The organism is Exiguobacterium sp. GL_137 (genome assembly GCF_057834585.1).
In genome coordinates this window covers 743,283-766,365 of record NZ_CM174406.1, presented here as the reverse complement: position 1 = coordinate 766,365, position 23,083 = coordinate 743,283, and the positions used below count along the sequence as shown (strand labels likewise).

The following is a 23,083-nucleotide window of genomic DNA, read 5'->3' as shown; positions in this document are numbered from 1 at the left end:
ACTACTCCCCACAAATCTGAACTGTCCTGAAACTGTAAAAACGCCAAGCTTCCTTTAGGAAGTGGCGTTTGCAGTTACGATATACCAAGCTCCTTCTTTTAAAAATGGTGAAATCGACACATTTTTAAAACCGGCAGCATGAAGTTGTTCTGTCAATTCTTCTTTCCCCGGCAACGGGTAAAGATTTTCATGTAACGTCATGAACGCATTGAATGCCGCGGAGAATGGTGCACCATGTTCACTGTCGCGTAATGGTGTGACCAAAATGACCGTCCCGTCATCTTTAAGGAAACGCCGGACACCTTCTAAAAGACGAAGCCGTTCTTCTTTCGGGAAATAATACAAAATGTTGTTCATCATGACGCCGTCATATGTTTCTTTGACGTCGTATGTTTTAATATCCCCGACAGTAAAATCAATTTCTCCGGTCGTATCCCGTCGTTTCGCTTCCGCGATGACCGATTCCTCGATATCAATTCCTGCCAGTCGTAGTTCAGGCAATGCTTCGTGAATTTTACGTAAGTAACCACCGTAGGCACAGCCGATATCAAGTAGTGATGTCACATTTTGACTGCGGATGATGTGACGGACAGCAGGAAATGCAACAGTTTCCACCAGCGCAGATGTTTCTGCTACGATGTCGCCGTGTTCTTCGCCATCAAACTTTTTTTGTTGACCATGTTCTAAAAATTGCGGATAAGAGAACAAGGCAGGCAGATGAAGTTCCATCAACTCGGATAACATAAAACCGATGCTTCTCTCATCTGTTTTTGATAATTCAGGTAAAACATGACGTGTCGCTGTATAGCGCAAGTCTTTCTTTTTTAAATGTCCTACCGCCAACCCGACTTCAAACCAACGGGATAAGGCTTCTGTCGTCAACGGCTGCTTAAGACGGACTTGTGCTTCGGCCCGTGTCGCCCCTGATCCTAAAACATCAAACAGACCATACTTATATCCAATATAACCGTGCCATAACGGTAAAATCGGTTCTGCTCGCTTCATCCACTTTCTTGCCCGGAAAACTTTTGTCCATTCTTTCAACTGTGCCACAAGCGTTCCCCTCTCGACTGCGTAATATATCCCTTTTCCCAAATAACAACAGATTGTAAACACAAAAAAACACACGTTCCTCTCTATCATGAGAAACGTGTGTAAACCAAACAAACAGATTATTTTTTTGTCGTTTTGATTAAAATCGATTTAGAAGAATTGCATGCCGTATGGTAACGAGTAACCAAGGAAAATTGTTACGAGAACCAGCACTCCAAATCCAAGTAAGAAACCAGAATAAGATTTTCCTTTTTTCAAACGAACGAGTGTCAACTCACCCAAAATCAAGACGAGGAGACCTGCTGTAATCTTGGCGTGATACAAACCATCCGGATTAGCGGACATACCCATGATTTTGATGTAAAGATAAAGTCCGGTCGCAAACGTCAAGAGCAAAAAGAGACGAAACGCCATGTGAACACCTTTGGCAGCACTTTTTCCATTTTTGTACATCGAGAATGCAACAAAAAATGTAACGAGCAGTAAAACCCATAATAAAACGTGTGTGTGTACAAATGCAGTAATCGGCATTTGAATTCCCCCTTTATTCATTCTCCATTCATCGTATCTGATTTTAAGCTTCAGATATAGTGTTATTTTCCTGACATATCAATTCCGTCAGAAATAACGGCGTACTCCGAGACGTGTGTCGGTAGCTTCACAGTAAACGTGCTGCCCTGCTTTTCAATCGACTCGACCGTAATCTCTCCGTCATGTCCTTCGACGATTTCCTTACAAATTGCAAGACCCAGACCTGTCCCGCCAATTTTCCGGCTGTCTGAATTATCCACCCGATAAAATTTGTCGAATAACTTCGCCAAAGCCGATTTCGGAATTCCGATTCCTTCGTCTCGTACGGCAAACTGGACATGGTGTCGATTTGCTTCCAATACGACTTCGATATTACCGCCTAACGGAGAGTACTTGACGGCATTGTTCAATAGATTATTCATCAACTGCTTCATTTTTTCCTCATCCGCTTCAATCAGCGGACAAATGTCTGTTAAGGAATGGAACGTGATCGTATGGTTTGTTGTCGACGCCGCATAGAATTGAGTCGTTTCTTCTAAAAGCGGTTGTAGATTAAGTAATCCTTTTTGATAGGATTGAATTCTCGCTTCCATCCGTTGAACATCAAGAAAATCATTGACGAGATTCGATAAACGTTCCGTTTCTGAATGGATGGTTTTTAAATACTTGTCTTGTTTTGAAAGATCCATCTTCCGGTTCAACATCAGTTCCGTAAAACCATAGATGGAAGATAACGGAGTCCGTAATTCGTGGGAGACAGTCGAGACCAACTCCGATTTCAGACGGTCCATCTCTGTTTCCTTCGTCACATCACGCAAGACGAGCATCGTTCCTTTTCGAATTCCTTCGACTTCAATCGTTTCTACATAAAACTGAATAAAGACGACTTGTTGATGGATTGAAAACTGGAGACTGTCTTTTGGAACTTCGCCTCGTAAGATACCTTCCATATAGCGTGCAAACACTTCCGGTTCATCCACGACAGCATGAATGGTATCGAGACACCCTTGAAGGGTTTCGTTTTTTGTCGCTCCATATTGAAGTTCTGGAAACAGATCATACAAAGGACGATTGACGAATACTTCGTCTTTTCCCGGTTCGATATAGATGACGGCTTCACGAATTGAGTCCAGAATCCGTTCTGTTTTCGTCTTCTCACGGTTCATTTCATCAAATAACCGCATGCGGAGCAACGACAGAGACAGCTGACGTGAAAATGACATGATGTCACGCATCTGTTCATTCGTAAACTGGTCCCGGTAACGAACCAGATAAATGAACGCGATTGCTTCTTCCGACGCCGGATCGAGAATCGGGACTGCCGTCTCATACATATAGTATGGATACGGTAACGGATGATCACTTGCGACCTGTTTAGAGGAATGGACAGCTTTTTTCAATGACTCAGCCCGTTTCAATAAAGAAAGATCGCTTCCTAACAACCGCTCCGAAAGTTCATCTGTCATCCCGTGTGTCACAATCGAGTAGGCAGATCCTTCATCGACGAAGACAAGCGCTCCGATTTCCGAATCCGTGATGGCAATTAACTTTTCAATGATTTCCGGATAAGCCGTCAACGCTTCCCTTGCTGCCAGCGTTTCAGTCAAATCATTACGGTATTGCAGGTGTTGTTCGTTGCGCATCGTCAACTCGAGTGCTTCCTCCAGTTCCTGCTGCTGCGCCTGCAATTCTTCCTGTTGCGCCTGCAGTTCTTCCTGCTGTGCCTGCAATTCTTCGTTTTTGGCTAAAAGATGTTGTTTATTTTCGGAAATCGAGCTCGCCATTTGATTGAAGGACAAAGCTAAAATTCCAATCTCATCTTTCCGTCCAGAAACTTTGACATGTTTGATGTCTTCACCACCGGCTAGACGTTGGCTATTTTTGACGAGTGATAACAACTCTGCTGTAATTTTACGAATGAACGGATAAACGAAGAAGATCAATACACCGACTAATACGATGATGTTCGACAGCCAAATCAGTTGAGTCGTCTGAATTTCCCGCTCCAACTGTCCGCTTGTTTTTTCTGACCAGTCTTCTAAAAAGTCTCGATATCCGCCAAGTGCTAACTCACTTTTATTGATTTCCGACAAGACATCAATGTTTCCAGAAGTGTCTAGCTTGATTCGTCCATTCGCCTGCAACTCTTTTCCGAGCGGTAAGGAAGTTAGTGTCTTCCCTTCCAAAAAAGATTCCGTGACCGTTCCGGATTCCTTCGCTTCCACATACGATTGGATCAACGGCAAAATCGACTCGAAGTAGTACGCATAGAGTTCACGTGAAGAACGTGCATAATCTTTTCCTTGTTGATAAATTGCATTTTCTTCAAACCAGCGTGTTTGTTCATCAATGGTTTTCCGTTGATTGACCATCTTCTGATAAATTTCCTGATCACCAATCAGCGCATAGCCCCGCATGTTAAACTGCAGGTCCTGCCATTCTTCCCACAGTGCGCCGGCACGGGCACTTCGTTCTCTTATGTCTTCTAGCTTCAATCGGGTTTCTTGTAATTTCGTATCGGTATAATTGTAGACAATCAGTGAAGAAATCATAAGTGTCGTTAAAACGATATAAAAGGAGGCCATTAACTGGCGTCCGATTTTTCGATTAATCCACTGGATGATCACTCAATATTCCTCCTACGACATCAATCAATTCGAGTGGACTAAACGGTTTAGAAAAGAAATAATTCGCTCCAATTTCTTCTGCCCGTTCCCGATCAGATTGTTGGCTTTTTGCTGTTAACATCATGATTTTTAAATTTTGTTTGTCCGGATGACGTCGTACCTTTTCGATGACTTCAATCCCCGTCATTCCCGGCATCATATAATCGAGCAAAACGAGATCATAATGCTGACTCATGATTTTCTGATAGGCTTCATCACCATCTGTCGCTTCATCAATCGTATACCCTTCATCTTCTAATGTATCGAGCACCAACATGCGTAACACATCTTCGTCTTCCGCTAATAAAATACGTGCCATCTATAAAACCTCCTACGGTATCTGGTTATTCTTTTTACATACCTTTTCATTTTACACAGTTCTTTCATATTTAGAAATGAAAATCGTCTAACGAATTGATTCCGTTCCCTGAACAGGTGACAGAATCAATTCGTCAGACGTGAGGTAATCAGTAAATTTCAATCACTTCTTGGAGCGCAAACGCATAAATTAATTTCCGGCTGATTTGAATGTCTAAGATGGCTTCCAACGCTTCTTGATATAAATTCAACTGTGTTGCATAACGTGTTCGCAACATCTCTGCTTGATCCTGACCGTCAATCGTTTCAAAAACTTGGTCCGATTTATAATCGAGCAGAATATATGTTTCGCCGTCGTGAATCAGACAGTCGACAATCCCCTGCATGACGGCCTGATCACTTGGACCATGCCAGTCTGTCCGGAATCGGGCTGAATCAATCTTATAGGTGAACGGCAATTCACGGTAGACATCTCCCGTCACAAGACGCTGCTCAAATAATTGTCCGATTTCTGAAGCAAAGAACATCGTCAATTCAGGCATAGCTTCCCGCATCGTCCGGGCTTCCAAGTCTGAAATGCGTTCCGCCTGTTGCCAGTCGAGAATCTGCTCTTCAAGGGGACGACCGGACTCGTACAACTGCATCGCTAAATGCAAGACTGTTCCGCGTTCGGCTCCCGTTAATGTCGGACCTAAAAATTGGGGTGTCCGGTAATAGGTCGATTGCCGGTAGGTCGATTCAAAAGCAGCCCGTTCGAGTTGTTCTGTCCGCTTCAACTCCGTAACGGTTTGTTTCGCAGCGGTATCCGTCGCGACTTGATACGGATAGTGATACGCAAAAGCAGATTCAATCTGCGCATTCAGCGTCTCGTCACCCGCATAATCAATTTTCTCAAGGACACGGACGTGTTCGAGTTGCTCGACCATCTTGGTCAGTTCTTGATAAGGAGCAATCTCGTCATGTGCAATGACCCGGAATGCCCAGCGTTGTTCCTGTTCGTTCAGTAGGAAATTACGCAGGACAGCTGGTGCCACCCAGTCCGCATAGGTCTTAGCATTTCGGCGATCCAGTTCCGGCAACAAAAGCTCATCGAACGGTTGATCCTGCCATTTGGCAAGCTGATCTTCCAGACCTTTGATTGCCCCTACAAGAATCAGCTTTTCTTTCGCCCGTGTCATTGCAACATAAAGAACACGCATCTCTTCCGCTTTCATTTCACGGTCCATTTCCCGGCGGATGACTTCTTTCAGAAGTGTTCCGGAACGCAGGCGTTTAACGGGATCAATCGCATCCAGCGCAATGCCATACGTCTTATGCAGTTGAATCGCTTGGATTTGATCCTGTTTATTAAACTGCTTACCTAACTGGCTGACGATCGTTACCGGGAATTCCAGTCCTTTTGATTGGTGGATTGTCATGATTCGGACGACATCTTCGTCTTCCCCTAACGAACGGGCTTCTGAAAAATCTTCCCCGCGTTCGACTAAACGATGAATCAAACGTAAGAAGCGATACAATCCCCGATAACCGGAGGCCTCATACTGATGGGCTCGTTCGTACAGAGCATTTAAATTCGCTTGCCGGCTCCGTCCCCCGTTCAGACAACCGACGTATTCAAAGTAACCGGTTTGATCAAACAAGGAACGAATTAAGCTCGCAAGCGACTTCCCGCGTGCTTCCGTGCGCCAGTTTTGCAACTGATTGAGCGCTTCACCGACACGCAAACCAAGCGGTGTTTGTTCTTTCGCCACAAGAGTAGCTGCTTCGTAGAATGACCCGTCTTTCGATTTAGCACGAATCCGTCCTAAATCCCGATCCGTCAATCCAAAAATCGGTGATCGCAAGACACTGGCAAACGGGATATCCTGCAACGGATTATCGATTGTCTTCAAGAGCGCCATCATGATTTGAATCTCGGTTGCTTGAAAATAACCGCCCGTCGTATCCGCATAGACAGGAAGTTCGTATTGTTCAAAGACGTCGACCAATGCCTGGACCCGTTTTCCTCTCGAACGTACGAGGACGACGATATCACGGTATTCACATTTACGGAAACGCTTTTGTTTTGCATCAAATACGAGGTAGGGATTTTCATCATTCACCATCTCGATGATGCGTGTCGCTATGACTTGAGCTTCCAATTCTTCTTTATTCGTGTCTGTCTGGTCCACTAACAGCAATTCAGGATTGACTTGGGTTGATTCGACATATCCGAGATTCCCTAGCCGCAAATAAGCTGCTTCATCATAATCAATTTCTCCGACGGCTTCGTCCATGACTTGACGGAAAATATGATTGGTACCATCCAAGACTTCTAAACGGCTTCGGAAATTTTTCGTCAAATCAATTCGTGTCCCGACTTCTGTTTGTTGGAATCGTTTAAACTTATTCAAAAACAATCCGGGCTCGGCATGACGGAATTTATAAATCGATTGTTTTACGTCACCAACCATAAACAGATTTCCGGTTGCTTCATCTGATTTTGAAACAAGCCGCAGAATCCGTTCCTGCACTTCGTTTGTATCCTGATATTCATCCACTAAAACTTCAATGAAGCGTTCTTGGAGCAAACGAGCGACATCCGTTGCCTCTCCGTCCTGTTCCAAGATGGCTAATGCAAAATGCTCAAGGTCGGAAAAATCAACGATGCCCCGCTGCTGCTTCGCTTCAAGATAGGCTGCCGAGAAACTTCGAACGAGTGTGACGATCATCTGGACATGCCCCAGTTGCGAACGTAAATCTTCCAGATAATCAACCCCGTCCTTCTCAACGAACAAATCACGCATCTTTTTGAGATCACCGACGAGACGCGTCCGTTCGGTCTGGAATTTCTTCATTTCCTCGTCTCCGCGGATTCCTTTCCAGCGGCCGAATTCGACGGCCTGAAAAGCAAGGGCGACGGTCGTCCAGCGGTCCTGTTCCGGATTAATCCGCCGGATCGGTGCGACGTCCTGCACCAACATGTCTGCCATCTCGTCATATCCGGCTTGTCGCAGACGATACGATAATTCCATATACCGGTTGATGACCGGCGCGACACGTTCCCATTCGAGTTCAAATAATCGTGTCAACAAACTGGACTCATCCGGATCAATCGGTTGATCGTACTGCGCAATCAAGTGGTCATAAAATGCTTCCGGATCCGGGAGTGAACGAGAAAATCGATATAAGTTCGAGATTAAGGTCAACATTGCTTGATCGTCCCGGTCTGATGTGTAACTATCAATCAATTCATAAAACGCCGGATCTGCTAAAGCATAGTAGTTCTCAAACACTTCTTCCAAAACATCATCCTGCAGCAACAACAGCTCTGCTTCTTCCGCAATGCGAAAAGCTGGATCAAGACCAATCCGGTAATAGTTTTCGCGTAAAATCGATAAACAAAAGGAATGGATCGTCGTGATTTGAGCACGGTTCATCATTTGCCGTTGTTTTTTTAAATAAAGGTCATCTGGAGCATCTTTAATTTTTGCTTCGATTGCTTCGATGACACGTGTCTTCATCTCTTTAGCTGCTGCGTTCGTAAACGTCGCGACAAGAATCCGGTCGGCTGTCAACGGATCTTCCTGATTGATGACACGTTGCGTCAACCGTTCGACGAGTACGGCTGTTTTTCCTGAACCGGCGGCAGCGGATACTAAAATATGTCCACCTCTCGCATCAATTGCCCGTTGCTGTTCATCTGTCCACTGCACACTCATTCCGTCTCCTCCTTCAACCGTTCCAAGACTTCTTTTTCCGATAACGGTTTCAATTGCCGGTAGTCGTTTCCGAGAGATTGATCAAACTGGCAGACGGAACGGTACTCACAAAATGTACAAGGTATCCGTTCCTGGTAATCAAACGGATCAATCGCAATATCTCCTGCATACATCGATTGGCTGCTCGTCTTCAATTCATCCCAGGCGTGATCCATCAGTGCCGTCAATTCTTCTTCTTTGACGACACCTTTCGTGTGCGACTTATGAAGACCGGTTTTCGTGAATGTCACTTTGACGAGCGGTGACTTTTGACGTTCATCGTACGCAATCTGATCCATTGCCCGTAATACTTCATCATTTTCAACGATGATGCCTTGCATTTGATACGATTCGAGCAACAACCGGTTCCTTTCGATTTCATCCGCCGATAAATCTCCACGCATCATTGGGTTTTTGACGTGGAAATACAAGGCACCGGCCGGTTTTGCCTGCTGATTAAACAGAACTTCCGACTGTTCAACGACTGTTTTTAGATACAACAGCATTTGAATCGCCAAACCATAATAGATTTCGGCAAAATCCAACTCTTTAGCACTCGATTTATAGTCGACGACCCGGACGTACAATTGATCGCCAATTGTCGCTTGATCCACCCGGTCAATTCGACCGGTGAATTCGATTTCGGTACCATCCGGTAATGTGAAGCGAAGTGGTGGAAACATGGCGTTCCCAAAACTGATTTCAAATAAATCAGGTTCGAATTCAGAACGTTCCGCTTGTTTGACGAGCATTTTTGCAGTTTGCTCGACGACGTCCGTTAATTTTTTCTTGATGTATCCAAAACGATTCGAACTCATCAAAATCGCATTTTGAATTTCCGGTGTCACCTTCTCGACGGCTTCTTTCGCGAGATTACTGCACGATTGGTCATCCAGTTCACGCCAGCGTTTTCCCGAGGCTTTGATATTCATCGATAAATCATTGAGTGCTCCGTGGAATAGGTTCCCGATGTCCGGCGCTTCGAATTTATATAATTTCCGTTCTTTTAACCGCAATCCATACCGGGCAAAGTGTTTATAAGAACAAGCATTGTACGTCTCAAACCGGGAGACGCTGGCTTTGATGGTGTCACCATACAGGTTACGCGCCAAATCATCCGGTAACGGCTCTGCATGATTTTGATAAAACAAGGCACTGGAAAACAGCGCCATTCGTTCGCGGCCCCGACCGTTTTCGAGCAAACGATTGTACACATCAAACCAGGACGGTTGGATCGGATAACGACGTTGCAGCCGTCTCAACTCGATTGCCGCTGCCGCTGCCGCCCGTTCCGGACTCGTCACGAACTGAAGTTGATCATCCGGTGCATGATCACCGGCTTCTGCAAAGGATGTTTTCACAGGGCGATCCTGCAACAGTTGATGTTTGATCTGCTTGATGATGGATGCCGGCTGAAGGGCTTTGCCGTCCTCGTCAACCAGCGCATAACTGATATGCAACGCTTCACTTGGCGCTGTCACCCCTTGATAGAGGTAATACAATTCGTCGTCAAATACGTCCAAAGAGGCTTTACCGACCGGAATGCCTTGATCGTGGAGGAAGTCATGATCTCCTTCTGACAGCAATTTAGACTGGTCTTCCACGAGTGGAATCAATCCGTCATTGGCCCCGAGTAAAAAGACCACTTTCACCTGTTGTAAACGTCCCCGGACGTAATCCGTCGCAATCACTTGATCGAGCGAAGGCGGAACAAGGGAGAAGCGGAGACTTTCAAGTCCAGTCTCGACCATTTGGACGAATAGTTCTGTCGTCAATGTGGCTTCCGGTGCCGCAGCTTCCAACTGTTCAAAGAGATGCAGTACCGCTTCGTACACCTGATCATGTTCTCGTGCTTTGCTGAGTTCATTGACTTCGAGTGCTTGTTGCTTCCAAACCGTTAACCGGTCCGTCAAATGATGTTCTTCCAAGAAACGGTATAACGCCCGTGTGTATTCACTCATCGTCTTAGATGCTTTGAATCGCTTCTCCAGTGGTTCAATGGCTTCGACCAGGAATTGACGCCATTCGTTCAGTTCCTGTTCTTCTTGTAACTCAGCATCCGTTAAACTGATTTCATCAGCTAGACGTCGCTTCAATTGCCAAGGTTTTTTCCACATCGAACCTTTGATTCCCCGCTCCAGGACAAATGTTTCCAGACGATCAAGTGCTAATCGTGAATCCTCTGCCGGAAGTGGAATCAGCTCTGTTTTCAGCAGACGAAAAATAGATTCTTCCCGATATCCCGTCATGACGATTTCAAGGACGGCATGGACTAATTCGACAATCGGATGATGGACCATCGATTCCCGTTGATCCAGGAAGTACGGAATGTCATACAGTTGAAAAGCACGTTCTAAATGATCGGCGTACGGTTCAAGGTGGCGGACAAGAAACGCGATGTCCTTGAACCGATACCCTTCATGGCGTACCAGTTGAATCACCTTTCTGACAGCCGCTTCTGCTTCAACTTGACGATTAACTGCGGCAGAAAGCGTCAACCCGTTCACTTCGTCATCCGTCGCCGGGTATCCGGGCGACAGTAACGCTTGTTCAAGCATCTGTAACCCTGTTGTCTGAAATTTAACGGTCTGTGTGTAATAGATGTCTTCATGCGCAATCTGTCGTTTTTTCATCTGTTCGATCAACTGCATATAGCAGCGTTGTGACACACCAAACTCAGACTGTTTCGCATAGACGTCTTCGACATCCAGTGTAAAACTAAGATGCATCTCTTTCGTCAATTCCATCAATCGCAGTAAGACCTGTTGTTCCTGTAACGAAAATTCATAAAATCCATCAACGAAGACTGAAACGTCACTTAAATCAGCTTTCGGTAACAGCTCAATCAATGTCGTGAAATAATCGTCCGCATGAAGCGCCTTATTTGAGATTCGTTCAGTAAAGCGCTCGTAAATCAGCGCTAAATCATTTAATTTCGGTGAACGTTCGGGAGATGCACTGCTGATTTGACGCAACATATCCGGATTTACCAAAGAACGTTTAAACGAGGCAATCAATTCGTCCAATCCTTTGTAGAAGCCGGGCATATTTTTCGTCCGTTTAAAAATCTTCAATTCTTCTTCCGCTTCTTCGACAACTTGACGCAGTAACAACTGTGTCCCGGTCTCGTCTAAAAAGGGAATCGCCTGGTTTCCATGATCCCGGATGATATGGAAAGCAAACCGGCGTAAACTCATGACTTCCATCCGGACAAGACCCGACAGCCGGGGATCCGTCGCGATACGACGTTCCATCTCAAAAGACATCTGATCCGGTACGATGAAATAGATGGATGGACCAAGCGGTTGCTCAGCTAACCGGTCAATTACCTGCTCAATTAATGTTGTCGTCTTGCCTGTACCGGCACGACCTAAATGCATGTAATTCATTGTGTCAGATCAGCTGACACCTGTTTTCGTACCATCAGGTGGGCTGATCTTCACCTCCTTTAATTAATATCGATGAGCTTTATGCTGTCTTTTTTCCGCTCATATGAGATGAGTATTGAAAACAACAAGCGCGCTCATCTATAAGGATGATTATATGTACTATTATCTCATAAATACGAACAAACGTCCGTTTTTCAATCCAGATAACTTGTTTTCTTTTTCGTCCTCTTCCTTGTCCATTTTAAATCATTTGTCGATCGGTTTGTGTGGAGTTGCAAAAAGCGGGTAAAGATTGAGATAATGATTGTCTTCATCAGCTGGAACAGAAAGAGGGACAAGTATGCTATACGAAGACCTTGGTCAAAAAGACGCACTCGAACAACTTGTCACACGATTCTATAATCGTGTGTATACAGATGATGTTCTCCGTCCGTTATTCCCGCCGGACCGCCAACGTGTCGAACAAGCACAAATCCGATTTTTGATTCAACTCACAGGTGGTCCAAAACAATACGATGGACAGGATGAACGGATGAATCTGGCGATGATTCATCGCCTTTTGCCCATCAGAGAAGTACACGCTGTGCGATGGATTGAATTGATGATGCTGACCATTGAAGAGACCATCGAGGACACAGAGGCAGCCACGCGTTTAATTGAGCGCCTACGAATCGGTGCCTTCAATGTGCTACGCATTTGTGATGCCCATCAGAACGGATGAGGGATTTTCCTTTCTCATCGGTACGTTTCAATGTAAAATAAGAACTGGAGGCGATAACTATGACTGAAGAACAAGATAAAAAGAGTGAATTGGTAAAAAGCGCACTCGAACAGGCTGAAGCAGCTAAAACGACAGAAGAACCTGTTGAAGAAGAAAAGTCAGATGAACAAAAACGTTTAGAACATATTCGGGCACTTGTGACGCTTGAACGTGGCTCTGATTATTACCGGGTTGTCTTCTACGATGATCATAAACATTTGATTTTCAAAGAACTCGATTACGATCGAGTCGAATTCGTCGGCCGATTCTACAATGACAGTTTTGATCCAACCAATCAAAAAGAACTAGAAGAAATTTCTGAGAAGGCTCTTGCGACATCGATTCGTAAACGTTTTTTATAAGAAACTGCAGTCTTCCTCACATAAAAGCCGTGCTACCCTCATTCATTCATGGGGAGAGCACGGCTTTTACTATATCCAGACGATTCGTCATCTGTTTTAGGTTATAGCTGTTCTTTTGTATTTCGTTTTTTCCGGCGCATAACGTACGCCAATACTCCACCGGCAACTGCCAATCCTGTTGCTGCCAGTACAGGTAATAGTACTTTTTTCGACGTCAGTTTTTGTTTCACTTGCTCCAATCGAGATTCCGTGACCTCTTTCTGAGCAACCGATGCACGACGGTTGATGGTCATGTGTTTTGCGGCATCCGTTACAACGATTCGTTTCGTCACCCACCGTCGATTTCCTGACTCGTCGACGACAAGCTGCCGGGCGCGTTTGACACCTTTGACTCTTTTACCCGGCGTATTTTCAGGACGAACAATCCGTGAACTGATAAAACGCCGTCCACCGTTCACACCAAATCCAGGTTGTAATTTTCTACGGTTTAACCATTCATATGATTCATTCATCGTGTAGCGGTCTTTCGACCGCTTCACCTCCCTTTAATTCTCTCTCTCGCACTTTACTGTCTATTCGCTGTATTAAGTAGTGATTCCTGTTAGATTGTTCCACTTATCGCGCTTTATTAAACGTCGTCGGTCGTTCTTCTTGAAATCTCCGTTGCATTTCGTAAGCCAATTCCAGTGTTTTAATCCGTTGCCGTTCGATGCTGTAAGCCGAAGCATCAGTTTCAATCCGTTGTCCTGTTTGAAATTCCACTTGAACGGTATCCCCCTTTTTTTGAACGGTTTTCATCTGCTTGAAATTAATCCAAATACATTTCGCCTTCTCCTTCGCAGTCGTCGGGAAGAAAATCGTTTGCGCCTTCCAATCGATTAAGACCGGTGTTTTCCGATTCGGCCCCAGGATATGTCGAGCCGCTTCAATTCTTCCGCGCATCGACGAACCAAAATACAAACAAGATTCTTCAATCAACTTGATCGGATGACCTTCTAACACGACTTCTGACTGTTCTTGAATAAGTAAAGTTTGCGGTTCACCGTATGGACCATACTTTGGTACAAGGGCTAATGTTTCTTCCGTAATTTTATGTCGCATCCTGATTTCCCCTTTCTTGTATTAGTATGGTTATATCAAATTCAAAATGACTTTGTCTGAACGACCTCATTATTTCCCGAAATAAAAAACGAGATACGGCTATCTCGTTTTTTAAGATCTTATTTTTTTCCGGCTGTTTCTTCCTCAAAATGTCTTGGAAAATTAAATTTTACGCAAACTTTATTTTCTTCATTTCCCGCAATCAGATTATCAATTGTCACTTCTCCTTCGTGCCGTTCGACAATCCGTTTAACGATGTATAACCCAAGACCAAACTTGCCTTCTTTTCCACGAGAAAATTGATGGAACAGCGGAGAGGACGTTTCTAACGGCGGACCGTCATTCAGGATTTCGACTGTCGCCGACTGCCTTGTGCCGGACAGGCGAATCTCAATCGTGGACTCGGCATAACGAATCGCATTATCCAATACATTTTCCAATGCCACACGTAATTGTTCCCCTTCGCCTAACACAATGCCCGCTTCCCCGGAAATTTTCCATGTCAATACTTTTGTGCCGACAAACCGTTTTTGAAGCAAATGAACCATGCGGTCCAAATCCACATGATCCCATGTTGAACGATCCAGTTCAAAATAATCAAGTTTTGTTACATATAACAAAGCTGCGACTTTTTTCTCCAATCGTTCCGCTTCTTCTTCGATGACGGAAACAGAACCGGTCAAATCACCGTCCGGATAAATTCCGTCCGAAATCGACTGGGCATAACTGCGAATGACCATGATCGGTGTTTTTAAATCATGTGAGATATTTTGAAGCAAGGATTTTTGAGCTTTATCCTGTTTTTCCAAGTCCATTCGCATCGCATCAACTGACCTGGCCAATCGTCCGATTTCATCGCCACGGTCCAAAGGAAGAGGTGTATCCCACTTCTGAGCTGCAATCTTACCGACCGCCCGCTCAATCTCGATTAAAGGATGGGTCAGTCGTCTGGCTAGCCAAAAGGCAATGAATAAGGTCAAGATACTGACAATCGCAACGACCCAGCCAATTTTCGAAAATAACTGAGTGATGAGTTCCTGCCGATAGGCATCCCAAACGTATGAAACACGGTAATAGGTTTCCCCTTTAATCTCCATCTTTAGGATACTGTAGTAGACATCTTCCTTATCAAGACGGGTCGTGTATTTTTGCATTTCTTTTTCTTGATCGATAGCATCACGATACATTTGATTGACCAGCTGTTGCGGTGCCCCGCCATAGTATAACTTTCCATTTTTCGATAACAATAAGACATTGACCGAGCGTGACTCCTGTTTCCGTCGATCGAATTCAATCGGATTGTCTTGTAACATCTCGATGACAGAGGCATCTTCCGAAAAAAAGACTTCACTGTTTTCTAATGTCGCATAGACTTGCTCATCGATGAAGTTACCAATCGACGACCGCATGACGACTAATATGACAATGGAGAGTGTTGCAATGACCAACAGGAACATCGCCCAGATTTGAAAACCCAGACTCCGATTCTTCATGCAGCCACCAAACGGTATCCGATTCCGTAAATCGTTTCAAGTTCTAGTTTGGAAAGTTTTTTTCGTACACGGCGTACGAGATCATCGACGACACGGTCTGATCCGAAATAATCGTCGCCCCATACGCTCACTAAGATTTGTTCCCGGGACATCGGTGTTCCGATTTGCGTAGCAAACAGAATCAGTAAATCATATTCTTTCGAGGTCAAATCAATCTCTTGACCATTCTCTTCGATAACTCGCTTTTCCGGATAAATCGTATAATCCCCGTACCGGATGAGACCGGTTTTCGGTGTCGCATACGCACGTGCTAAAATTTTCTTTACACGAATAACCAGTTCGCGCGGTAAAAACGGTTTAGCGATGTAATCGTCCGATCCCATCTCCAGTCCAATGATTTTATCAATGTCTTCATCCCGGGCCGAAATGAAGATGACCGGCGTCGTTTCGTCGTGCGCTTTAATCCGTTTGATCAACTGAAAGCCGTCCAAGTCCGGCAACATGATATCAAGTATCCACAAATCAGGTTTTTCAATGATGGCAGATGCCGCCGCTTCCCCGGATGTAAACGATTTTACTTGCCAACCTTCCTGTTCCAAATACTTGACCAAAACGCGGTTCAAGTTCACCTCATCGTCAACTAAATAAATCGTATGCATCTTCATCACTCCTGCTTAAGTTCTTTTTTTCAGTGTAACAAAGGATTTCCGCAGAATTATGGGAGAATCTAAAATTATACAAAAAAACGCTCTTTTCTGAAGAAAAGAGCGGCGTTCAGTCCAACTAATTATTTTACAAGGCGCAACGACGGATATGTCGCACGTTCTACATGTGTTTTTGTGTTTGCCGATACATGACGACGTTCCGTTTTCACTACGTGTGTCAGGAACGTGGCGCCGCCACCAAGTAAGACGGTTACACCAGCCATTAAAATAATTTCCATTGTTTTCGCCACCCTTTTCTATCGCAATTGATAATCAGTATCATCCTCAAGATGACTATATCATGCTTGATAGAAAATGAGAAGCATTCTCAGAGAATTAATCGGTTAAAAATTTCCGTTGTTCTTCTTCATGACGTTTCCGAATGATTTCACGCCATTGAAACTCGCCCTGTTCCAATCCGTTAATCAAGATTTCGGCGGTTCCGACATTTGTTGCAAGCGGTAAATCATAGACGTCACATAATCGAATCAAGGCCGATACGTCGGGCTCATGGGGTTGGGCTGTAAGAGGATCACGCAGAAAAATGACGATATCAATTTCTCCCCGGGCGACCATCGCACCGATTTCCTGATCTCCTCCAAGCGGTCCCGACTTACAGCGGTGGACCGTTAATCCTGTCGCCTCCATGATCCGTTGCCCTGTCGTACCCGTGGCATATAACGTATTTTTGGCAAAATAAGCTTCGTATGCTCGTGTAAACATCATCATCTCGTCTTTTTTTTCATCATGCGCAATTAAAGCAATATTCATTTTATCTCCCCCTCCTTACCTATATGCACACAAAAAGAACTTCAGAAACCTGAAGTTCTTTTTTTCTATATTGAAATCATGAACTGGTTGGTTGTTTTTTCAAGACAGTCCGTAAGATCTTACCCGTTGTATTTCGTGGCAGTTGTTCAATAAATTCAATTCGTGTCGGGCACTTATACTTAGCGAGTGAGATGGCACAGAAGTCGAGGACTTCCGTTTCCGTCAACGGTTCACGTACGACAACAAATGTTTTTACCGCTTCGCCCATTTCTTCGTCGGGTACACCGATGACGGCGGCTTCGACAATCGATGGATGTTGATATAAGATTTCCTCGACTTCACGTGGATAGACATTATATCCGCCAACGATAATCATATCTTTTTTCCGGTCGACGATATAGAAGTATCCATCCTCATCTTGTCTTGCTAAGTCGCCGGTGTAGAGCCATCCTTCTTTTAACGTCGCTTGCGTTTCTTCCGGCATTTTATAGTAACCGGTCATGATGTTCGGACCACGTACGATTAATTCTCCGACTTGACCGATTGGTACTTCCTGCCCGAGTTCGTCGACGACCCTGTTTTCGACATCGATGATCGAAGGTCCGATCGAGCCCGGCTTTTGTACTCCGTCCAAAGGATTGAAGCATGTGACGGGAGACGCTTCGGACAGACCGTATCCTTCAAGGATATGACAGTTAAAGGTTTGATCAAAGGATTGAAGCAACGGTACCGGTAAACTCGCTCCACCTGAAACGAATAAACGGATGGATTCAAACGCATTCGTATATTCCGGATGCGCCTTTACTGTCTGTAGCAGGAAGTTATACATCGTCGGCACACCCGCAAAAATCGTGACCTGTTCTTTTTTCGCCAGTTCAAACGTCTCCTGTGGTGAAAAGCGGGCAGCAATGACAACCGTTGCCCCGTGTGCCAGTGACGCATTGACCACGACCGTCAAACAAAAGACATGGAACATCGGTAACACAGCGAGTGTCCGGTCCTGTTCCGAGACATTTAAGTATTCCCCGATGGAACGGGCATTGGAAGTCAGGTTTCGATGTGATAACATCGCTCCTTTTGGTTTCCCTGTCGTTCCGCTCGTATACAGGATAACAGCGGTCTCATCCATTTCATACGTCACTTCCTGAATCGGATGTTCAATCTCTAACCACCGCTCAAGCGTCGTGAACTGAACATTTCCAAGTCGTTCTTCCGGACCGACTTGACCGTTAAACGGAACGGAGACGACGACAGAAAGATGCGGTAAATGAACCAATCGCTCTTTTGCTGCTTCGACAAGCGGTGCGATTCCTAAAATCCCTTTAACATCGCCGTTCATTAAGATGTAACCGAGTTCATCCGGCGTATAGGTCGGGTTGATTGGGATGGCAACTGCCCCCTGCTTCATGACAGCATAATACCCAATCAAAAAAGCCGGACTATTTCCAAGTATTAGAGCAACGTGATCCCCTTTTCGAATTCCATGTGACTCGAGTGCTCCGGCGGCCCGGTGAAACTTCTCAACAAATTCATGATAACTGACTGCGACATCTTCAAATACGTAGGCGATGCTATCCGGACGTTGCCGAGCTGTTTCTTCCACCGAATGAATCAATCCCATCATAACTAGCTTCCCCCTTCGAATGAATAACCGTTCATTTTTAATGCAAAAAAAATCCATACATGACGTGTCCGCCTGTATGGATAGTGTAGCATTTTATGGAAACGTTTTCACGTTCTTTCTTTTTAACCGTTGACGATGACGCCACCGTTTAGATGCAGGACTTGACCCGTCATATAACTTGAATCGTTACAAGCTAAGAAGACGTAGGCCGAAGCCATTTCTGCCGGTTGTCCCGGACGATCCATCGGTGTGTTTTTACCAAACGTTTTGACCGATTCATCCGGGAATGTATCTGTGATCAATGGTGTCCAAATTGGACCTGGAGCAACGGCATTGACACGAATCCCTTGTTTCGCAAGATTCATTGACAGACTACGTGTGAAGCTGACGATGGCTCCTTTTGTCGACGAATAATCGATTAAGAGGGAGTTTCCTTCGTATGCTGTCGAAGACGTCGTATTAATGATGGCCGAGCCGAGTGTCAAGTGAGGTAAAGCCGCACGTGCTAAGCGCATCATCCCGAAAATATTTGTTTTGAATGTTTTTTCCATTGACTCGTCTGTAATGTCGAGCAACGAATCTTCCGGTTTTTGCATACTCGCATTGTTAACGACGATATCAAGACGACCAAAACGGTCGATGGTTTTTTGGACGAGTTCTTCACAATACGCGCCGTCTCCGATGTCTCCTTGCGAAAGTAACACTTCGCCACCAAGTTCTTCGAGACGGGCTTTTGTTTCTTCTGCACCTTCTTGATCACCATAAAACGCGATGACGATTTTAGCACCTTCTAATGTATAGGCAATCGAGATCGCACGCCCGATTCCTGAATTACCACCCGTTACGATAGCCACTTTGCCTTTTAATTTCCCGGCAGCACGGTAATCGTCCCGTTCATAATACGGCAACGGTTGTTGATCTTCCGTTTTCGGTAAGCCTTCCGAAACTTTTTCAAAATTGATGAAGTCGTTTAATGTACCCTCTAAAAAGTTATCTTTATTGTAGCCCATGAAAAAAGCTCCCCCTATGCAAGTTGATAGAGAGAGTTTTCCCAAAAAAGCTTATGCTAAAACGTCAAGCACTTCGTCCAGCTCCACGGCACCAAAATATTTCTTTAATTCGTACTGACTCAAGACTTCGCGTAACGAAGACCGGTCATACCGTTTGCCTTCCAATGCCCGTGCGATTTCCTCGGCATCCTCGACTCCGAAGAAATCGCCGTAAATTTTCGCTTCTTCGATGACTCCCTTTTTCACATTCAAGCGGAAATCAATCGTTCCAATCGGGAAACGTTTTTTATGGATCACATCAAACTTCGGTGATTTACCGAAATTCCAATCCCAGTTCCCGTACCGTTCTGCTGAAATCGCATGGACTTTTGCCCAGTCTTCGTCCGTCAAGACATAACGTTCCATCTCTTTTCCTTCATAAATCGATTCAAGGAGATGTTCGACGAACTCATCCATCGTCAACGGCTCTGTTAAAAATTCAGAGATGTTTGCGACCCGGCTGCGGACCGATTTAATTCCTTTTGAACGCATTTTTTCTTCACTGACGACCAACGCATTGACAACTTCCTCAATGTTTGAATCAAGCATCAATGTACCGTGGCTGAACATCCGGCCTTTTGTCGTAAACTGGGCGTTTCCGCTGATTTTCCGGGTTCCGACATGAATGTCATTACGACCGGACAGCTCTGCTTCGACACCCAATTTGTGCAGTGCTTTTACGACCGGCTCCGTGAATTTTTTATAGTTATTGAACGAATCTCCATCATCTTTTGTCAGGAAACTGAAGTTCAGGTTTCCGAGGTCGTGGTAAACGGCACCACCGCCTGATAAACGACGGACAACATGAATGCCGTTTTCCTCAACATATTTTAAGTTGACTTCCTCGTTCGTGTTTTGGTTTTTACCGACAATAATCGACGGACCGTTGATGTAGAACAGGAAATAATCTTCTTCGCTGACATTTAAATTGTTCAAAATAAAGTCCTCGACAGCAAGATTGATCCGTGCATCGTGGATATCTGGATGGAAAATGAATTTCATAAGTTTCATGTACTCCTTTAACAATCAAATTTAGTTACAGCCGTCGACTCCGCAGGCATCACCTTCAGCTACGATTTCTACTTTTTGTTCTTGTTGCACCCGGTCCAATACTTGGCTGAATGCTTCAACAGGCTGCGCTCCTGAAATGGCATATTTCCGGTCAAATACAAAAAACGGCACACCGGTCACACCGAGTTCACGAGCCATATCTTCTTCCTGACGCACTTCATCGGAAGACTCGTCAGATGCGAGGAAGGTTTCTACCGTTGTTGGATCGAGTCCAACAGTAGTCGCAATGCGCATCAAAATCGAATCGTCGTTTAAGTTCTCACCATTCATGAAATAAGCTTGGAATAACTCTTCTGATACTTCATCCATTTTATCATGCTTTTTCGCAAGTTGAGTCAGGCGGTGAGCCTTAAATGTGTTTGCCGGAACAACGCGGTCCATCTCATAGAACAGACCATCGGTTTTCGCCGCATCGACGACACCTTGCGACATCGATCGAGCTTGATCAACAGATGTCCCGTACTTTGATGCTAAAATTTCGTACAATCCCATCGTTGGTGTTTCCGGTGCTGACGGATCGAGTTCAAAACTTTTAAATTCAACTTCGACGTTTGTCGCTCCATTCTCCTGAATCGCTTTTTCCAAACGTTTCTTACCGATATAACAAAATGGGCAGGCATAATCTGACCAGACTTCAACTTTCATCGTGTTCCATCTCCTTCATGTAGTTATCATGTATGTTTAGCATAATCGCCCGGGCGTTCGCTTGCAATGAATCTGATTTCATAGGACAGTAAAAACTCCTTCGCCGAAAGCAAAGGAGTTTTTGTCGAACAAGTATTTATTCTGTGACGAGTGCGTGAGCTGCGTCCTCAATTTCGATCTCAAGTTCTTTTGTATATTCTGCTGTTTGTGCAGCTGTCCAGTTCAAGTGACGGGCCATCTCTTTGATGACTGCTTCTTTATGCTGACGTGCCCAAGCAATATCGAAGAAGACGGCGCCGGTCCGACGGATGAAGAAGTCGATTGGACGTGCCACCATTTCGTGGTTGATTCCGTAATGAAGCTGTGCATAGACATCACGCGGTAATTCTGTTTCCGCCGCATCATACGATGCCGCATATTCAAGAACGACCGGTATGTTCGAACCGTATCGTTTCGCAAGGAATAACACTTCTTCTGATGTTAATCCGTTTGCCGGTGCTTGTGATTTCAAGAACTTCGCGTACCCGGCTGCCCCTCCGACATGGCCACCTGAAATCGGCATGTTTTTTGTCGCACAACGTGTATAGGCACGGTTTGTTTCTTGTTTTAATAATTTGGCGACGAGATCAACGACGTGCTCACCCATTTTACGGTAGCCTGTCAGTTTTCCGCCGGCAATCGTAATCAAACCGGATTCAGACTGCCATACTTCGTCTTTCCGCGAAATTTCAGACGGGTCTTTTCCTTGTTCATAAATCAATGGACGAACACCGGCCCAGCTTGATTCCACATCTTCCGCTGTCACTTTCACTTCAGGGAACATGTAATGAATTGCATCGAGAACATATTCCTGGTCTTCGACTGTAAATTTCGGATGTGATGTGTCTTTGTCAAAGAACGTATCCGTTGTTCCGACATACGCTTTTCCGTCACGTGGAATGGCAAAAATCATCCGGCCATCCGGTGTATCGAAATAGACAGCTTGTTTCAGCGGGAATTTTGACTGGTCGATGACGACGTGAACCCCTTTTGTCAAACGCAGTTGTTTGCCGACTTTCGAACCGTCTTTTTCACGCAATTCATCGACCCAAGGACCCGTTGCGTTGACGACTTTTTTCGCACGAATTTCATGTACGTCTCCTGTCGCAAGATCCGTCACACGCATTCCGACGACTTTTCCGTTTTCATACAGAATTTCTTCCGCTTTCGTGTAGTTGACGACACGTGCTCCGTGAGCAACCGCTTCTTTCATGACTTCGATCGTTAAACGGGCGTCATCTGTCCGGTACTCGACGTAGTAACCGCCGCCTTTTAGACCGTCTTGTTTTACAAGCGGTTCTTTTGCCAATGTTTCTTTGGCTGACAACATTGAACGCCATTCTGAACGTTTAACGCCTGCCAGGAAATCATAAACACGTAATCCGATTGACGTACTGAACGGTCCGAATGTACCGCCTTTATGCATCGGTAACAACATCCATTCCGGTGTCGTAACGTGTGGTCCGTTTTCATACACGATTGCCCGTTCTTTCCCGACTTCGGCAACCATTTGGATTTCGAATTGTTTCAAATAACGTAAACCACCATGTACCAATTTCGTTGAACGGCTTGACGTTCCCGCTGCAAAGTCCTGCATCTCAACGAGTCCAATCTTCATGCCACGTGACGCAGCATCAAGAGCGATTCCTGCCCCCGTGATTCCTCCACCTACGACAAGTAGATCGAGTTCTTCACGCGTTAATCGATTGTAGACCTCTGCACGGTTTTTGCTTGAAAATTGTTGGTTTGCCATGAATAGTTCCTCCT

Annotated in this window: 19 protein-coding genes; 2 read left to right on the top strand and 17 right to left on the bottom strand. The window is 45.0% G+C overall.

Annotation, left to right across the window (positions count from 1 at the left end):
* Positions 1–54: 54 nt before the first annotated feature.
* The 6 genes from AC3IRK_RS04010 to addB all read right to left on the bottom strand — a co-directional run bounded on the left by AC3IRK_RS04010 (position 55) and on the right by addB (position 11,697).
* Positions 55–1,053 (bottom strand): class I SAM-dependent methyltransferase, encoded by a 999-nt coding sequence (locus AC3IRK_RS04010; RefSeq protein ID WP_214854166.1) that lies wholly within the window; start codon positions 1,051–1,053, stop codon positions 55–57.
* 150 nt (positions 1,054–1,203) lie between these two features.
* Positions 1,204–1,584, bottom strand: a complete 381-nt coding sequence (locus tag AC3IRK_RS04005) for a DUF1516 family protein (RefSeq protein ID WP_489170424.1) — start codon at positions 1,582–1,584, stop codon at positions 1,204–1,206.
* Positions 1,585–1,646: 62 nt separating this feature from the next.
* The gene (locus AC3IRK_RS04000; RefSeq protein WP_188005210.1) at positions 1,647–4,211 is read right to left on the bottom strand and encodes an ATP-binding protein; all 2,565 of its coding nucleotides are present in this window, start codon (positions 4,209–4,211) and stop codon (positions 1,647–1,649) included.
* Positions 4,192–4,569, bottom strand: a complete 378-nt coding sequence (locus tag AC3IRK_RS03995) for a response regulator (RefSeq protein WP_012369636.1) — start codon at positions 4,567–4,569, stop codon at positions 4,192–4,194. The genes AC3IRK_RS04000 and AC3IRK_RS03995 overlap by 20 nt, the downstream gene beginning before the upstream one ends.
* 148 nt (positions 4,570–4,717) lie before the next feature.
* Entirely contained in the window at positions 4,718–8,269 is a 3,552-nt protein-coding gene (addA, locus tag AC3IRK_RS03990; protein ID WP_188005209.1) for a helicase-exonuclease AddAB subunit AddA, read from the bottom strand.
* The gene (gene addB / locus AC3IRK_RS03985) at positions 8,266–11,697 is read right to left on the bottom strand and encodes a helicase-exonuclease AddAB subunit AddB (RefSeq protein ID WP_489170423.1); all 3,432 of its coding nucleotides are present in this window, start codon (positions 11,695–11,697) and stop codon (positions 8,266–8,268) included. The genes addA and addB overlap by 4 nt, the downstream gene beginning before the upstream one ends.
* A 340-nt stretch (positions 11,698–12,037) precedes the next feature.
* Between addB and AC3IRK_RS03980 the strand changes: the two genes are divergently transcribed.
* Together AC3IRK_RS03980 and AC3IRK_RS03975 are read left to right on the top strand one after the other, a co-directional pair.
* A complete protein-coding gene (locus tag AC3IRK_RS03980; protein ID WP_188005207.1) occupies positions 12,038–12,418 on the top strand; it encodes a truncated hemoglobin in 381 nt (126 codons plus the stop codon).
* 59 nt (positions 12,419–12,477) lie between these two features.
* A complete protein-coding gene (locus tag AC3IRK_RS03975; RefSeq protein WP_014969716.1) occupies positions 12,478–12,819 on the top strand; it encodes a hypothetical protein in 342 nt (113 codons plus the stop codon).
* A 101-nt stretch (positions 12,820–12,920) separates the two neighbouring features.
* Here the strand turns inward: AC3IRK_RS03975 and AC3IRK_RS03970 are convergent, their stop codons facing one another.
* The 11 genes from AC3IRK_RS03970 to AC3IRK_RS03920 all read right to left on the bottom strand — a co-directional run bounded on the left by AC3IRK_RS03970 (position 12,921) and on the right by AC3IRK_RS03920 (position 23,069).
* Positions 12,921–13,331, bottom strand: a complete 411-nt coding sequence (locus tag AC3IRK_RS03970; RefSeq protein ID WP_026829065.1) for a hypothetical protein — start codon at positions 13,329–13,331, stop codon at positions 12,921–12,923.
* 103 nt (positions 13,332–13,434) lie between these two features.
* On the bottom strand, positions 13,435–13,920 hold the full coding sequence (locus tag AC3IRK_RS03965; protein ID WP_489170422.1) for a competence protein ComK: 486 nt from the start codon (positions 13,918–13,920) through the stop codon (positions 13,435–13,437).
* 119 nt (positions 13,921–14,039) lie between these two features.
* A complete protein-coding gene (locus tag AC3IRK_RS03960; RefSeq protein WP_214854186.1) occupies positions 14,040–15,413 on the bottom strand; it encodes a sensor histidine kinase in 1,374 nt (457 codons plus the stop codon).
* Positions 15,410–16,072 carry a response regulator transcription factor gene (locus AC3IRK_RS03955; protein ID WP_131503888.1) on the bottom strand — a complete coding sequence of 221 codons (663 nt, stop codon included), beginning with the start codon at positions 16,070–16,072 and terminating at the stop codon, positions 15,410–15,412. Before AC3IRK_RS03955 ends, AC3IRK_RS03960 begins: the two co-directional genes overlap by 4 nt.
* A gap of 128 nt (positions 16,073–16,200) precedes the next feature.
* Positions 16,201–16,356 carry a hypothetical protein gene (locus AC3IRK_RS03950; RefSeq protein WP_188005206.1) on the bottom strand — a complete coding sequence of 52 codons (156 nt, stop codon included), beginning with the start codon at positions 16,354–16,356 and terminating at the stop codon, positions 16,201–16,203.
* 97 nt (positions 16,357–16,453) lie between these two features.
* Positions 16,454–16,888, bottom strand: a complete 435-nt coding sequence (locus AC3IRK_RS03945) for a methylglyoxal synthase (RefSeq protein WP_131503887.1) — start codon at positions 16,886–16,888, stop codon at positions 16,454–16,456.
* A 76-nt stretch (positions 16,889–16,964) separates the two neighbouring features.
* Complete coding sequence (locus tag AC3IRK_RS03940; RefSeq protein ID WP_131973285.1) at positions 16,965–18,509, bottom strand: fatty acid--CoA ligase family protein; 1,545 nt, start codon at positions 18,507–18,509, stop codon at positions 16,965–16,967.
* A gap of 125 nt (positions 18,510–18,634) precedes the next feature.
* Positions 18,635–19,522, bottom strand: coding sequence for an SDR family oxidoreductase (locus AC3IRK_RS03935; protein ID WP_131503886.1), 888 nt, complete (start codon positions 19,520–19,522; stop codon positions 18,635–18,637).
* Between the two features lie 51 nt (positions 19,523–19,573).
* Positions 19,574–20,563 carry a lipoate--protein ligase gene (gene lplA / locus AC3IRK_RS03930; RefSeq protein WP_131973253.1) on the bottom strand — a complete coding sequence of 330 codons (990 nt, stop codon included), beginning with the start codon at positions 20,561–20,563 and terminating at the stop codon, positions 19,574–19,576.
* Between the two features lie 30 nt (positions 20,564–20,593).
* Positions 20,594–21,277: a DsbA family oxidoreductase gene (locus AC3IRK_RS03925; RefSeq protein WP_214854189.1), complete on the bottom strand. Its 684-nt coding sequence runs from the start codon at positions 21,275–21,277 to the stop codon at positions 20,594–20,596.
* Between the two features lie 136 nt (positions 21,278–21,413).
* The gene (locus AC3IRK_RS03920) at positions 21,414–23,069 is read right to left on the bottom strand and encodes a glycerol-3-phosphate dehydrogenase/oxidase (RefSeq protein WP_131503883.1); all 1,656 of its coding nucleotides are present in this window, start codon (positions 23,067–23,069) and stop codon (positions 21,414–21,416) included.
* Between the last annotated feature and the right edge of the window lie 14 nt (positions 23,070–23,083).

Excerpts from the sequence above, each read along its gene's own strand:
- AC3IRK_RS03970 (WP_026829065.1), bottom strand. The coding sequence starts at position 13,331 with ATGAATGAATCATATGAATGGTTAAACCGTAGAAAATTACAACCTGGA.
- AC3IRK_RS03950 (WP_188005206.1), bottom strand. The coding sequence starts at position 16,356 with ATGGAAATTATTTTAATGGCTGGTGTAACCGTCTTACTTGGTGGCGGC.
- AC3IRK_RS03980 (WP_188005207.1), top strand. The coding sequence starts at position 12,038 with ATGCTATACGAAGACCTTGGTCAAAAAGACGCACTCGAACAACTTGTC.
- AC3IRK_RS03945 (WP_131503887.1), bottom strand. The coding sequence starts at position 16,888 with ATGAATATTGCTTTAATTGCGCATGATGAAAAAAAAGACGAGATGATG.
- lplA (WP_131973253.1), bottom strand. The coding sequence starts at position 20,563 with ATGAAATTCATTTTCCATCCAGATATCCACGATGCACGGATCAATCTT.
- AC3IRK_RS03955 (WP_131503888.1), bottom strand. The coding sequence starts at position 16,072 with ATGCATACGATTTATTTAGTTGACGATGAGGTGAACTTGAACCGCGTT.
- AC3IRK_RS03960 (WP_214854186.1), bottom strand. The coding sequence starts at position 15,413 with ATGAAGAATCGGAGTCTGGGTTTTCAAATCTGGGCGATGTTCCTGTTG.
- AC3IRK_RS03995 (WP_012369636.1), bottom strand. The coding sequence starts at position 4,569 with ATGGCACGTATTTTATTAGCGGAAGACGAAGATGTGTTACGCATGTTG.
- AC3IRK_RS03940 (WP_131973285.1), bottom strand. The coding sequence starts at position 18,509 with ATGGGATTGATTCATTCGGTGGAAGAAACAGCTCGGCAACGTCCGGAT.
- addB (WP_489170423.1), bottom strand. The coding sequence starts at position 11,697 with ATGAATTACATGCATTTAGGTCGTGCCGGTACAGGCAAGACGACAACA.
- addA (WP_188005209.1), bottom strand. The coding sequence starts at position 8,269 with ATGAGTGTGCAGTGGACAGATGAACAGCAACGGGCAATTGATGCGAGA.
- AC3IRK_RS03975 (WP_014969716.1), top strand. The coding sequence starts at position 12,478 with ATGACTGAAGAACAAGATAAAAAGAGTGAATTGGTAAAAAGCGCACTC.
- AC3IRK_RS03925 (WP_214854189.1), bottom strand. The coding sequence starts at position 21,277 with ATGAAAGTTGAAGTCTGGTCAGATTATGCCTGCCCATTTTGTTATATC.
- AC3IRK_RS04005 (WP_489170424.1), bottom strand. The coding sequence starts at position 1,584 with ATGCCGATTACTGCATTTGTACACACACACGTTTTATTATGGGTTTTA.
- AC3IRK_RS03965 (WP_489170422.1), bottom strand. The coding sequence starts at position 13,920 with ATGCGACATAAAATTACGGAAGAAACATTAGCCCTTGTACCAAAGTAT.
- AC3IRK_RS03920 (WP_131503883.1), bottom strand. The coding sequence starts at position 23,069 with ATGGCAAACCAACAATTTTCAAGCAAAAACCGTGCAGAGGTCTACAAT.
- AC3IRK_RS03935 (WP_131503886.1), bottom strand. The coding sequence starts at position 19,522 with ATGGGCTACAATAAAGATAACTTTTTAGAGGGTACATTAAACGACTTC.